Source organism: Roseivirga pacifica (assembly GCF_900111145.1).
Lineage (GTDB): Bacteria > Bacteroidota > Bacteroidia > Cytophagales > Cyclobacteriaceae > Roseivirga > Roseivirga pacifica.
In genome coordinates, this window is record NZ_FOIR01000001.1 from 1,216,304 (window position 1) to 1,229,738 (window position 13,435).

General features: G+C 43.1%; 9 protein-coding genes. 6 read left to right on the forward strand and 3 right to left on the reverse strand.

Annotated features, from left to right (window positions below):
* Positions 1-71: 71 nt before the first annotated feature.
* From BMW98_RS05365 to BMW98_RS05375, 3 genes are read right to left on the reverse strand one after another with little or no spacing between them, the layout of a single operon-like run.
* Complete coding sequence (locus BMW98_RS05365) at positions 72-1,874, reverse strand: M61 family metallopeptidase (RefSeq protein WP_090257486.1); 1,803 nt, start codon at positions 1,872-1,874, stop codon at positions 72-74.
* Positions 1,871-2,998, reverse strand: coding sequence for a hypothetical protein (locus BMW98_RS05370; RefSeq protein WP_090257487.1), 1,128 nt, complete (start codon positions 2,996-2,998; stop codon positions 1,871-1,873). The genes BMW98_RS05365 and BMW98_RS05370 overlap by 4 nt, the downstream gene beginning before the upstream one ends.
* Positions 2,991-3,497: a RidA family protein gene (locus BMW98_RS05375; protein WP_090257488.1), complete on the reverse strand. Its 507-nt coding sequence runs from the start codon at positions 3,495-3,497 to the stop codon at positions 2,991-2,993. The genes BMW98_RS05370 and BMW98_RS05375 overlap by 8 nt, the downstream gene beginning before the upstream one ends.
* Before the next feature lie 139 nt (positions 3,498-3,636).
* Between BMW98_RS05375 and BMW98_RS05380 the strand changes: the two genes are divergently transcribed.
* The 6 genes from BMW98_RS05380 (at position 3,637) to BMW98_RS05400 (ending at position 13,278) form a co-directional block, all read left to right on the forward strand.
* Positions 3,637-6,753, forward strand: coding sequence for a VPS10 domain-containing protein (locus BMW98_RS05380; protein WP_090257489.1), 3,117 nt, complete (start codon positions 3,637-3,639; stop codon positions 6,751-6,753).
* Between the two features lie 3 nt (positions 6,754-6,756).
* The gene (locus BMW98_RS05385; protein ID WP_090257490.1) at positions 6,757-7,224 is read left to right on the forward strand and encodes a MarR family winged helix-turn-helix transcriptional regulator; all 468 of its coding nucleotides are present in this window, start codon (positions 6,757-6,759) and stop codon (positions 7,222-7,224) included.
* 65 nt (positions 7,225-7,289) lie between these two features.
* The gene (locus BMW98_RS20410; protein WP_162844688.1) at positions 7,290-7,460 is read left to right on the forward strand and encodes a hypothetical protein; all 171 of its coding nucleotides are present in this window, start codon (positions 7,290-7,292) and stop codon (positions 7,458-7,460) included.
* Between the two features lie 199 nt (positions 7,461-7,659).
* The gene (locus tag BMW98_RS05390) at positions 7,660-8,604 is read left to right on the forward strand and encodes a S41 family peptidase (protein WP_090257491.1); all 945 of its coding nucleotides are present in this window, start codon (positions 7,660-7,662) and stop codon (positions 8,602-8,604) included.
* Between the two features lie 77 nt (positions 8,605-8,681).
* Complete coding sequence (locus tag BMW98_RS05395; RefSeq protein ID WP_090257492.1) at positions 8,682-11,063, forward strand: ABC transporter permease; 2,382 nt, start codon at positions 8,682-8,684, stop codon at positions 11,061-11,063.
* A 166-nt stretch (positions 11,064-11,229) separates the two neighbouring features.
* Positions 11,230-13,278 (forward strand): carboxy terminal-processing peptidase, encoded by a 2,049-nt coding sequence (locus BMW98_RS05400; protein ID WP_162844689.1) that lies wholly within the window; start codon positions 11,230-11,232, stop codon positions 13,276-13,278.
* The last annotated feature ends 157 nt before the right edge of the window (positions 13,279-13,435 follow it).

Here is a 13,435-nt window from a genome sequence, read left to right on the forward strand (position 1 = left end):
TCTAAAATCTGATATCTGAAATCTAGCATCTTAGTACTATGTACTCAATACTCATATCTCAGTACCCAATACTACTTCGCCTTTAACCAATCTTCTCTTCTCTTTTTAGCGGTAGCATTTGCATTGGCATCCCAGCTAGAGCGCATGTTTTGGCTAGCTGCAAGCGTTACTTTTTTAGTCATTTTTTCGCCCCATCGGTCAATTTCAACTTCAATTACATCTCCCGGTTTTTTGTCGGCAATTAGCTCATCTACATTTCTACCTTGGTAAGTAGCAAGTGATGTTCCGTTGATGCTCAGGATTTTATCTTCCTTTTCAATACCAGCTTCATAAAGTGGAGTTCCAACAAGAGCGTTCTGAACCATGGAGCCTGTTGTACTCCTAACAATTATGCGAGCATTCAATGTAGGAGCACCTGCATTTGGGTTTTCAAACACTACACCCATTTCCTTGAATAAGCCCTCATAATCTGGCATCTCACTTTTGAAGATGTGTTGGCTGAAGAATTCATTCGCAAAGTTTTCCCCAGCATATTCAGCCAGTCTAGCCTGAAGGTCGCGCACAGAGTAAGGAATTTCTGGCTTACCCTGAGTTTGCCAAACATGCTTCATAAAGTCGTCTAGGTTTTTGCCATTGTCCATAGTGCGGAGCGACATATCTAGTGCCAAACCGAGTACTGAACCATAAGTGTAGTAAGAAATGAAGATGTTTGAGTTGTTGTCTGGGTCGATTGAGCTGGCGGCATCTACAAACGGAGCGCGGTAACTCATCTCGATTGGGTTGAAGTATTTTCTGCCCGGAGCATTGATTACATAGCTTACAGCACCACCCAGTCCGTTTACGTATTGCTCGGGTGTAATGCTTCCAGATCGCGCTCTTATCAAGTTGGTGTAATAGCTGGTGAAACCTTCGGCAAACCAAAGCTCGCCACTCATATTAGCATCTTCAAAGCTAAAAGGCTCCAAAGAAGCAGGACGGATTCTCTCCACATTCCAAGCATGGAAAAACTCGTGAGAAATAGTACCCATTGAAGTGCTGCCCAATGGTCGGTCGTTTGGTTTACCCGACACCACATAAGTAGAGTTTCTGTGCTCCATGCCATCACCGCTGGCGTTTGGTACGTAGCAAGAAAGGAAGGTGTATTCACCAAAATCGAAATCCGGAAGCTCACCGAAAACTGCGGCCTGCTGCTCTACAATGCCAATCACTTCTTCGAAATAAGCATTAACTTCTGCATCAGTAGCAGGAGTGTGGAGCGCCAAACGAATATTTTGCCCATCTACCATTCTTTCTCTTAAATGGAAGTCAGCGATTTCTGTTGGGCTATCCATAAAGTAGTAGGTGTTTGGCGCGTAGAAGGTATCGTTACCCAAGTCCTTCATTTGCGTGGCCACTTTCCAGTTGGAACCTGTAGGTAAGTTGTACTTCACTTTTACTGGGCGATGGTCGTAATTTCTTGCCCAAACGTAAGTAGCAGGAATATTCAGGTGAGCGTGCGTTTCGTCTATACCCGAATAGGTTCCGCCTGCACGGTTAGCGAACAAAGTGTATTCAAAAACTACAGTGCCGTCATGGCCGGCTATATCCCACTGATGAGGGTTAGATCTGGTAACTGCCAATTCTTTACCCTTTCCGTCAGTTGCTTTTACTGAGTATACGTTTTTAGCAAACTCATGCACGGCATATCGGCCAGGAGAACTGCGGCTCATGCGTACTTCAAGCACCTTGTTCTCAAGGTTGCTAAAAGTGACTTTGATATTCGCCTCATGGTGAACACGGTTGTCGAAAGATACCTCGTATTCGTTGTAGGTTTGAGACAACAGAAAATTGGTGAAACAGGAAATTAGGAAAGTTGTAAGTAGTAGTTTTTTCATCTTTTTACTTTTCTGAGCGTGATTCTTGCCGGTTCGATTAAGACCTCATCTTTAATATTTAATAGGCCGAATTCACTCCTTATTTTAACGTTGTTTTTTGAGATTTTGTCAATGTGAAGATACTTTGCCCCAAAGAACAAAGAAAGTCGTTCTTTATCGAAACTTTTAATTTCAATTAGACGAGTGGACTCAATATGTTTCCAGCTTCCTTCATCAAGCACCTTGTTGCCAGTTAATAACTGATATGTATTGTTTGATAAGAAGGAAATGAAAACAGAATCACTTTCGATGGCAATGTTGGTTATTTGTTTTGTTGGATCGTGGAACTCTACTGTCATCCCCATGTTCATTAGCGTTCCCTTTCTTCGAGTTTTACGTGGTTGCAGTTTGGTGATATTCCAAGTGCCTAGAATATTTTTGGTATCGAGATACTCAGCTTCAATTACCTTAAAGCGTAACTGTTCAAAACCAGCGTCTTTTGATGTGAATAATTTCAAAGAATTGGATGTGTTGTCTGTAATAAAATACCATTGACTCATAGATGGTGTTCTTGATTTTAGAATAAGAAAGTGAAAGTCTTGATATTCAAAAAAATGCCAAGCACCATCAGGCAAAAGACTCATTCCTTTGTGATAAAAGTAAATGAGTTCATAGTCTTTCAGGCCACTGCTATGCTCTTTATTCAAGGTATTGGGGTACTGAAACACATTATTGGTAAGCGAATCCTTTAAAATGATGTTGAGGTTTGTAGTGCCCGTTGATAGTGGTTTATTTAACCACTCTGATGAATTCGTTTTCAAATTGGGCCTTTTGAACCTTGAGTAGTTATCTAATGGGAGAAAGGTGAGTTTGGAACTTTCTAGGTTGAGTCTCAAAGATTCATCAACAATTTCGAGGCTTAACTCGTGGTTATGAATGGACTCTTTGTAACTAAAGCCATTGAAGTTGATAAGTTCGATCGAGTCTTGATAGGTCTTTATTATTATTGGCAAATAGGTATTTAGACTATCATTCTTCTCGAAGTTATCGGTGGGTAAATAAATCCATTCTCGTTCAGTTCTTGCCTGACTAAAGGTGATTAAAGAAATTAAAAGGAGTAGAAAGGAGAGAACTAGCTTATTCATATACCGCCCTCACTTCAATTTCAATCAACATATCAGGGTTTACTAAAGTATATACGCCAATGGTCGATCGGGCTACTTTATTGGGGTTGGTTTCGTTGCCGAAAAACTCTGAATAGGCTTTGAACCAAGCGGCAAAGTCGGGTTTGTTATCATTGGCAGGGTCGGGAGCCACATATACTTTCATGGCCACCACATCTTTCAGGCTCAGGTCTTCTTCGCCCAAATATTCTTCAATGCGTTTTAAGGCGCTTACGCTTTGCTCATAGGTATTGCCGAACCTATTGGGGTCACCATCAGGTAAACTTTCATCTTTAGGGTAAGCCACAATGCCGCTGGCAAAGTAAAGGTCTTTTCCGGCTGGCACTTTTACACCTTTCAAAATGGAAGAGCCGTCTCTTTCAAAGCGAACTACTTCGGCAGGCTTTTCTTGTGCTTTGCTGCATGCTGCCAAAGAAAAAACAATGGCTAATATTAAAAGGGTAGTGTACTTGGTGCGCATTGGTTCATGAGTTTGGCATGAATATACAAATTCAACTCATCAAAATTTGGTTGGTTTTTGCTGGCGGCCGTGAGTATCTTAAGCCTCGGCCCATCAAACCGCATTTGTCTGGGCTTCAACCTTTAAAAACCGAATTACTATGAGAATTCTCCGATTGGCAGGCCTCTTACTTTTATGTGGCCTCATTATTTCGCCTGAGTTGTCGGCTCAGCGCAGAAAGAAAAAACAGCAGGAGCCGCAAGGTCTTACCTACGATACCGCACTTTACAATGCCATGGAATTTAGAAACATCGGCCCGTTCCGAGGAGGCAGGGCTACCGCGGTGGCTGGTGTGGTACAAGACCCACTGACCTATTATATGGGTGCTACTGGCGGTGTTTACAAAACTACCGATGCCGGTGAAAGCTGGGTGAATGTTTCCGATGGCTACTTTACAACTGCTTCTGTGGGTGCTATTGCCGTTTCAGAATCAGACCCAAACGTGGTTTATGTGGGTATGGGCGAAGCGCCTGTACGTGGGGTGATGACCTCGCATGGCGATGGTGTTTACAAATCGACTGATGGTGGTAAAACCTGGAAGAAAATAGGACTGGAAAGAACACGCCAAATTTCAAAAATTGCCATTCATCCTAATAACCCCGATGTAGTATTTATCGCTGCCCAAGGTAGCCCATATGGTGCTACTGAAGAAAGAGGGGTTTACCGTTCGACTGATGGAGGAGAGACTTGGGAGAAGGTGCATTATATAGATGAAAACTCAGGAGTGAGTGACTTGAGCATGGACATGACCAATCCGCGTATTATTTATGCTGCTTATTGGGATCACCGCAGGTTTCCGTGGAAAGTACAAAGTGGAGGCCCTGGCTCAGGTATCTATCGCTCAAAAGATGGTGGCGATACTTGGGAAGAATTAACGAAAGGACTTCCGAAAGGAGTAATGGGAAAGATTGGAGTGTCTGTTTCTCGTGCCAACCCGAACAAGGTGTGGGCAATTATTGAAGCTGATAACGGTGGTTTGTACCGTTCCGATGATGGCGGAAATAGCTGGAAGCTCATCAACCCAGACCGTTTGCTAAGAGCACGCTCATGGTATTACATGCACATTCAGGCGCACCCAACTGATGAAAACAGTGTGTTTGTGATGAACGCACCTTTGGTGCAGTCGGTAGACAATGGGAAGACATTTGTGAACTTGAATACGCCACATGGCGACAATCACCAGATTTGGGTGAACCCTGAGCAGCCACAATATATGGTTAATGCCAACGATGGTGGTGCCAATGTATCAATCAACGGTGGTAAAAACTGGTCGACACAGCAAAACCAGCCTACCGCACAATTCTATCGTGTAAATGCCGATAATCAATACCCTTATCGCATATATGGTGGCCAGCAAGATAATAGCTCGGTTTCGGTGGCTTCGCGTGCCGAAGGCGGAGGCATTGGCTGGGATGAATTCTTTCCCGTAGGCGGTTGCGAAAGTGCTTATTCAGCTTTCGATCCAGATGATCCTCAATATGTGTACTCAGGTTGTTACCAAGGAATTATAGATGAGTGGAATGCCAAAACAAGACAAACCAAAGATGTTATGGCGCATCCGTTCTTAGGGCTGGGTACCAACCCGAAAGACGTGAAATATCGCTTCAACTGGAATGCGCCAATTATTTCTTCAAAGCACGACCGTTCTGTGATCTATCATGCGGGAAATAAGGTGTTAAAAACTTCGGACAGAGGAATTACTTGGGAAGAAATTAGCCCAGATTTAACCAGAAACGATACTACCCACATAAACTGGGGTGGTGGGCCAATTACCAATGAGGCTGCAGGTGGGGAAATTTACCACACCATCTATTACTTAGCAGAATCGCCACATACACCAGATGTACTTTACGCTGGTGCTGATGACGGTATGATGCACATTACAAAGGATGGAGGCGAGAACTGGACGGAGCTTATTTTGCCAAACGTGGGCGAAGGCATGGTAAATCAAATTGAAGTGTCGCCACATACTGAAGGAACTGTTTACGTGGCTTATACCCGCTATAAGTTCAATGATTTTACACCGTACATTTTCAAGTCGACTGACTATGGGCAGACTTGGGCCACGCTTACAAATGGCATTGCAGAAGAAGATCATGTACGTGTAGTTAGAGAAGATCCGAACCAGCAAAACTTATTGTATGCAGGTACCGAAACTACCCTGTACATTTCGTTTGATGGTGGACAGAAATGGAGCAAGTTTCAGCAGAATTTACCGATTGTTCCGGTTACAGATTTAATGGTGCATGGCAACGATCTGATCATCGCTACACAAGGCAGGGCCTTTTGGGTAATGGACGATTTGAATCCACTGTATGAATTGAGTCAAGCCGCTGAGGCCGATTTTTATGTTTACGAACCAGAGGCAACCATTAGAGATAATGCCTTTAGAACGGGGAATCCAACCGTTGGGCAAAACCCTTACCCAGGCTTCTCAATCATGTATTACATTAAGGAAAATTTGGACTCTGTACCGATGAGTATCGAATTTATGGATGCCTCGGGGGCGGTTGTTCGTCATTTTGCTACAGATGCCGAAAAGCGCCAAGAGAAGTTTTCGAAGAAGTCGGGAATGAACCGTTTGAATTGGAACCTTGCCATGCCAAACCCAGAAGGTGTTGATGGGATTTTTGTAGGAATGGGCGCTGGTGGCCATCGCGTGGCACCAGGAGTTTATTCGGTAAAAATTTCCTATGGTGAACATGAAGTAATCAAGAATTTGGAGGTAAAGCCAGACCCACGATGGGATGCTACCCAAGCCGATTATGCTGAACAGCAAAGGTTACTGGCTGAGATTAGAGAAATGCTTGATGGCTTGCAGGAAAAAGCGAATGATATTCGTTCTATCCGTACACAGGTTAACGATTTGAAAGCGAGGATTTCCGAAGAAGAGTGGCCGCAGGTACATGAGTTTGCCAACGAGATAATTGAAACGATAGATGCTGTTGAAGAGCAAATGGTTCAGCCAAAACAGCAAACATTTCAGGATGTGGTGAACTTTCCGAATAAGTTGGAAGCCGAGCTATATCACATTTATGGCACGGTTGATGGCATTGAGCCACCGGTAACAAATGGGCATAAAATGAGAACCGCTGAGATGAAAGAAAAGTATGCAGCTGTGATGAACGATGTTGCCAATGTGCAACTGGGTTTAGATAAGTTGATGGACTTTATCAGAACTGAGTCGGTGCCGTTTATTGCCCCTAAAAAGAAGTAATACTTGGAACGAAACATTATTGAAGAGTTGGGTAGCCTCGCGCTGGCTACCCGACTTAAAAATTTAAGCGAGCGACTAGCTAAAGATGTTGCTCAAATTTATAAAGAGTCGTCATTCGACTTTGAACCTAGGTGGTTCACGCTTTTTCATGCCCTGAAGAATGGGGAAGAATTGGCTGTAACTGAATTAGCCGCCATGGTACAGCAAACGCACCCAGCCGTAAACCAAGTGGCCAATAAGTTGGTAAAGGAAGGTTTGGCAGAGGAGCGCAAAGATGAAGTAGACCAGCGCAAGCGCCTTATCAAACTATCAGATAAAGGGTTGAGCTTGGTTGAGAGAATGGAGCCGCTGTGGAAGAAGATAAAGGCTGCCAACGATGAACTTTTGGTTGAGTCAACAGACCTATTGGCCGCCCTGGCCAAAGTTGAAACCGCACTAGACCAAAAATCTATTTATGACAGAGTGAAGTAGGTTTGGGTTTGAGCTTTTATGTTTCCTAACTACTGAGCCAATATTTCGTTATATTCGGTATTGATATGATTCGAGACATTAAAAAAGGCGACAAAAAGGAACGACTTGATAATATTCTTCAAGAAATGGCCAAAGCTGACAAGAAAGGGTTTGACGCTAGTAAGTATAGCGGAACTCTTAAGCTTGAAGAAGACCCTGTAGCTTATCAAAACAAGCTAAGAGATGAGTGGGAATAGTTTACTTGTCGATACGAACATTTTACTCTACTTACTTTCTGGAGACCAAGCGGTAACAAAGTTTCTCTAACACAGCAAAATGACTCTGGCTTGTAATCACTATTTAGCCCCTAAACCTTTTCAATTTTTGTGTTAACGAGTGTTACTAAAGAAAACTCATTTTGATTAAAAACGTAAGTGATTACGTAAATTGGTCAAAATGAAAAAACTCAGCTTAATAATGGGCTTTAGTCTTTGCGTGCTTCTGGTCAAAGCACAGGACTATGATGCCGAAAAAGTGGTGAGGCGCCTAGCCGACATCATGAACAAGAACTATGTGTATCCCGATAAAGGTGCAGCCATGCACGACCTGGTGCTCAAAAAACTGAATAAGGGGGATTACGCAGACTATAAATCACCAAGAGAACTGGCAGAAGCGCTGGATGCAGACTTGAAGTCCGTTGTATACGACAAGCATATTCGTGTACGCTTCGACCCTGAACGTGTTGAGGCCATTCGGAACAGAGACCCGCATGGTGGGCGTGAGCCTTCAACTAACTTCGGTTTTGAGGAAGTGGAAATTTTGGCAGGCAATATTGGCTATTTGGATTTACGCGGATTTGCCGATGTCCGGAATGCCGAAGATGTGGCTGTGCCGGCAATGGATAAGTTGATTGAGTCGGATGCTATTATTTTCGATTTACGAAAGAACGGTGGAGGCTCTCCTTCCATGATCCGCTTTATCTGTAGCTATCTATTTGCAGAAGCTACCCACCTCAATACTTTCTATTGGCGGCCAGATGATCGCTATTCAGAAACTTGGACAAATCCGGCTTTTGCCAGTCAGATTAAACCAGATATACCCGTGTATGTGCTTACGAGCAACTATACTTTTTCTGCTGCCGAAGAATTTACCTACGATTTAAAAAACCTTAAAAGAGCAACCATTATTGGTGAGGTTACGGGCGGAGGTGCGCACCCTGGCGGGCCGATGTTGATAACAGATGGTTTTTTAGTGAACGTACCACAGGGTAGAGCGATAAATCCGGTTACCCAAACAAACTGGGAAGGTGTAGGAGTGACTCCAGACATTGATGTTCCGGCAGAAGAGGCCCTAACAAAAGCACTTGAATTGGCCAGAAAAGCAATTTCTAACAACAAATAAGAAACCACTTACGTAAATTTTCGCATCTTAGAACTTTTGCAACCTTAGATTACATCCTGTAAAAAACTCAAAGCAACATGTTTAAGAATTATTTGAAAATCGCGCTGAGAAGCTTGCTCAAAAGCAGAGGAACTTCAGCCATTAATATTGCGGGGCTTTCCATTGGCTTTGCCTGCTGTATCATCATCTTTTTGTTCGTTCAGAACGAAATGAGCTACGACCGATTTCACAAAAAAGCAGACAACATATTCAGGGTACTTACTATTGATGAGGCCCTTGGTGTAAGTAGCAACTTGGTCGGCATTACCTTGCCTGCTTTGGGAGAAGCCATGGAAGAAAACTTTCCAGAGGTGGTAGATAGGGTACGCATGATTCCGCAAGGCAGGCAGCTAATCAATTACGAGCAGCAGGGATTTTACACCGAACACTTTGCCTATGCCGAACCGTCATTGTTCGATGTATTCGATTTTGAACTGGTCGATGGTGATACAGAAAGTGCGCTTGAGCAGCCCAACACTGTGGTGGTTACACAGTCGATGGCCGAGCGCACCTTTGGTGGTGAAAGAGCGATAGGCAAACGCATTGATATTGGCAACCAAGCTGGTTTGGAAGTGGTGGCCGTAATGAAAGACATCGATCAAAATTCTCACCTCAATTTCGATGTGATAGTTTCCATGCAACAAGCTGACACTACATCTGGATTTTATCAGTTTTTGCACTCATGGCAGAGCATAAGCATGGTTACTTATGTTGAATTGGCCGACCCGGCTTCTGAAGCCAATGTGGAGACTAAAATGGAAGAGCTCATTCGTGCCAACGATGTGGGCGACAACTTTAAAGTTACGCTTCAGCCTTTGGCCGATGCGCACTTAAAGTCAAGTGGCATTCTCTTCGAAAATTATAATTTGAATAAAACCGACATAAGCTATGTGTATACACTGGCTGCGGTAGGCGTGTTTGTTATACTTATTGCCTCATTCAATTTCATGAATCTTTCCACTGCACGTTCGGCCAATAGAGCGCAAGAAGTTGGGGTGCGAAAGGTTTTTGGAGCTTTCAGGGTGCAGCTGATCAACCAGTTTATTTTAGAGTCGGTTGTGTTGTGCTTGGTCTCCTTAGTTTTGGCGTTGCTTATTGTTTCCTTGGTAGGTGCTTTAGTCAATTTACCTATTGAACAAAACTTGGCACTTTACTTTATTTCAAACCTACAATGGGTGCTTTTTGCCCTATTGTTCGCCATTGGTTTGGGGGTGCTTTCTGGCAGTTATCCGGCCTTTATGCTTTCCGCTTTCAACCCAATAAGTACTTTAAGGGGTTCTTTCAAAACCAGTACAAAGGGCGTGATGTTGAGAAAGGGTTTGGTAGTTTTTCAGTTTACCATTTCCATCGTAATGATTATTGGTACCGCCATAGTGTACGACCAGTTGCAGCACCAGCGCAATATTGATAAAGGTTTCGATCCGGAGCAGGTGCTCACGCTAAACATCGGTCACCCGAGTTTACAGCAATCCATCTCGGTGTTGAAGAATAAGTTGGAGCAAAGCCCGGATATTTTGGCAACTGCCAGAACAGGCGGAATGCCCGGCAGAACCTTTGGCAGGAGAGGGGTTAGGCCGGAGGGCGTGCCTGAAGAAGATACTTGGATTATATCTGTATTCGGCTTTGATGAGTATTTTATGGAGTTGATGGAGATGGAAATGCTGGAAGGCAGAATGTATAGCCGCGATATGGCTACAGATCAGCAAGAAGCTATTTTGGTAAATGAGGCATTTGTAAGGGAGTTAGGTTGGGAAGAACCGATTGGTAAAAAGGTTGGCTTTGGTCAGCAAGAACGAACTATAATTGGTGTGGTAAAGGACTTTCATTTTACCAATATGCGCCACAAAATTGAGCCACTTGCCATGTTCTATAACCCTGATGGTGGTGGTAATTTGGCGGTAAAATTCAACGCTAGCAACGCATCTCAAACCATTCAGTTTATTCAATCTGCTTGGGACGAAATTTATCCGAGCAGTCCGTTGGAGTATCGCTTTTTCGATGAGGAATTCGGTCAGCAGTACGCATCAGATGAGCGCTTTGGTAAGCTGGTGTTCAGTTTTACTTGGTTGGCGATTTTCATTGCTTGTCTGGGCCTATTTGGACTTTCGGCTTTTACTGCAGAACAAAAGACCAAAGAAATTGGTGTGCGAAAAGTCTTGGGTGCTTCTGTAGGCGGAATTGTAGTGCTTCTATCCCGACAATTCTCTTTTTTAATTGTGTTTGCTGTGTTATTGGCTGCGCCAATTGCATACTATATTATGAACCTTTGGTTAAGCGACTTTGAGTACCGCGTGAACATCAACCCGCTTTGGTTTGTTGTATCTGCTGTGGTAGCCCTTGGTATTGCCCTTTTAACGGTTACATACCAGTCAATTAAGGCTGCTACCGCCAATCCGGTTCGCGCCTTGCGTTACGAGTAATTTCACAATATTTAACGTGTTAAGCAGTTGTGTTTGTAACACTTCGGCCGTATATCGGTATAATAATTGAATACGCTAAAAATGTAGGACAAAACATAGTGAGTTTTAATTACCTTTAGTGTCCTGCGAAAAAATCAAACGTCAATTTTAGAAAGAGAAGATGGAGATGAGAAAATTAATATGGATCAAATTGTTGTTGGTAGTTGGCCTAGTAAGCGTGCAGGGCCAAGGAGATACAACCAAGTATTTCCAGCCAACGGCATCTCACATGAAGGAGGCGGAAATCATTGTTCCTATCCTCAACTTCTACCACTACAGAGATATAGACTTAGACGACTCTTTGTCGAGTGCAATTTTCGATAACTTTATTGAAGCCCTAGATGGCAATAAAAACTACTTTCTGGCTTCAGATATTCAGTCTTTCCAGAAATACCGTTTTAAGTTAGATGACGACCTGAAGCAGGGAAACCTGGTGGTGCCGTTCTATATATTCAATATCTACAACAAGCGATTGAAAAACCGTTTGGAGTATGCTTTGGCGCATGTAGAGGATAAGTTCGACTTTAGTAAAGATGAAACTTACTACTTTGACAGAGAGGAATTGCCTTACGCAAAAACAGAGGCTGAGCTTGATGAGTTATGGCGAATGAATCTCAAAAATCAAGCGTTGAACTTGAAGTTGAGTGGGTCTGAGAATAAAAAGATTGCCGAAACTTTAAAGACGCGCTACGAGCGTTTTCAAAGTAATGTAGAAAAGTACAACAGCAACGATGTATTCGAAATTTACATGAACTCAGTTACTGAGGCTTTCGATCCGCATACCAATTATTTCACCCCGCTGAATGCAGAAGATTTTGAAATGCAGAGCAAAAAGTCGCTTGAAGGAATTGGAGCTACGCTGCAACAGGATAATGATTTCACCAAAATAGTAGAGTTGAGGCCTGGTGGGCCGGCTTTCTTAAGTGGCGAGATTAATAAAGACGATAGAGTTGTAGGTGTTGCACAAGGCGCGGATGGCGAGATGGTAAACACTGTGGGTTGGAGATCTGATGAGGTTGCTGGGATTATTCGCGGGCCAAAAGGAACACTTGTAAGATTGGAGTTGCTTCCTGCTGGTTCAAGTGTTGGTGCGCCAACCAAGGAGGTGAAAATCGTTCGAGATAAAATCAATTTGGATGACGCTAAGGCTAAGAGTAAGGTGGTTCAGTTCACGGAAAATGGCCAAGAATACACGATTGGTGTAATTACGGTGCCTGATTTTTACCTGAACTCTGAGGAAATGGAAGAGAGCCCAGAGGACTACTCGAGTACCACTAATGATGTAAAGAAACTGATAACTGAATTGGAGAAAGAGGGTGCTGACGGCATTATGCTCGACCTGCGAAACAATGGTGGTGGTGCACTATTTGAAGCGATCAACATGACTGGCCTTTTTGTGCCAGGAGGAACGGTAGTTCAGGTGAAATACAAAAAAGACCAGATAGAGCAGCTTGATGACAACAACAAAAGCATGTACTATGATGGGCCGCTCAATGTATTGGTGAATAGGTTCTCGGCTTCTGCTTCTGAAATTTTTGCTGGAGCTATTCAGGACTATAAGCGAGGTGTAATTGTAGGAGAGCAAACTTACGGTAAAGGAACGGTACAAAATGTGCGTGAGTTGAACGCGTTTTTGCGCGATCCAGGAGACGAAAACCTTGGGCTTATTAAGTACACCATGGCTAAGTTTTACAGAGTAACGGGCAGTAGTACTCAGCATTTAGGTGTAACTCCAGACGTGGCTTTGCCATCGGCATTTAGTGCCGAGGAGTTTGGTGAAAGCTCTAAGCCAAGCGCTATGCCTTGGGATAAAATTCCGGCTGCTAACTTTACACCGTTAGACTATGTTGATGGGAATTTGATCAGCCTTTTAAATCAGCGATTGAAGCAAAGAGAAAAGACGGATCAGCTACTGGTGGACCTTAAGTATGATATCGAGCTGGTTAAAAAGAATCGCAAATTACATTCGGTGTCGCTCAATTATGATGTTCGAAAAAAGGAGCAAGATGACCTAAAAGAACAGCGCGATGCAAGGGTGAAAGTAGGGGCTTCATTGAAAGAACTTGAGGCTAATAAAGTAAGCGACAGATCGCTTAATGACCTTAAAGATGCTTACTTAAAAGAAAGCATTCTCTTACTGGCCGACCAGATAGAAGCTAAGAAGCGAAAAGGATAAAATTTCTTTAAAAATTACATTTATTTATAAAAGGCTATCTCGTATGTGAGATGGCCTTTTTTTGTATCTGAGAAATTAAGTTAAATCAAAACTATATTTTGTTCAAACGAAACCATTTGAATCTTTGAAGTTAAAAACATATGTTTGGAGTGCTGTA

Bases quoted from the DNA above. Each gene is read 5' to 3' on its own strand.
- BMW98_RS05365 (WP_090257486.1), bottom strand. From the start codon at position 1,874: ATGAAAAAACTACTACTTACAACTTTCCTAATTTCCTGTTTCACCAAT.
- BMW98_RS05370 (WP_090257487.1), bottom strand. From the start codon at position 2,998: ATGAATAAGCTAGTTCTCTCCTTTCTACTCCTTTTAATTTCTTTAATC.
- BMW98_RS05375 (WP_090257488.1), bottom strand. From the start codon at position 3,497: ATGCGCACCAAGTACACTACCCTTTTAATATTAGCCATTGTTTTTTCT.
- BMW98_RS05380 (WP_090257489.1), top strand. From the start codon at position 3,637: ATGAGAATTCTCCGATTGGCAGGCCTCTTACTTTTATGTGGCCTCATT.
- BMW98_RS20410 (WP_162844688.1), top strand. From the start codon at position 7,290: ATGATTCGAGACATTAAAAAAGGCGACAAAAAGGAACGACTTGATAAT.
- BMW98_RS05390 (WP_090257491.1), top strand. From the start codon at position 7,660: ATGAAAAAACTCAGCTTAATAATGGGCTTTAGTCTTTGCGTGCTTCTG.
- BMW98_RS05395 (WP_090257492.1), top strand. From the start codon at position 8,682: ATGTTTAAGAATTATTTGAAAATCGCGCTGAGAAGCTTGCTCAAAAGC.
- BMW98_RS05400 (WP_162844689.1), top strand. From the start codon at position 11,230: ATGAGAAAATTAATATGGATCAAATTGTTGTTGGTAGTTGGCCTAGTA.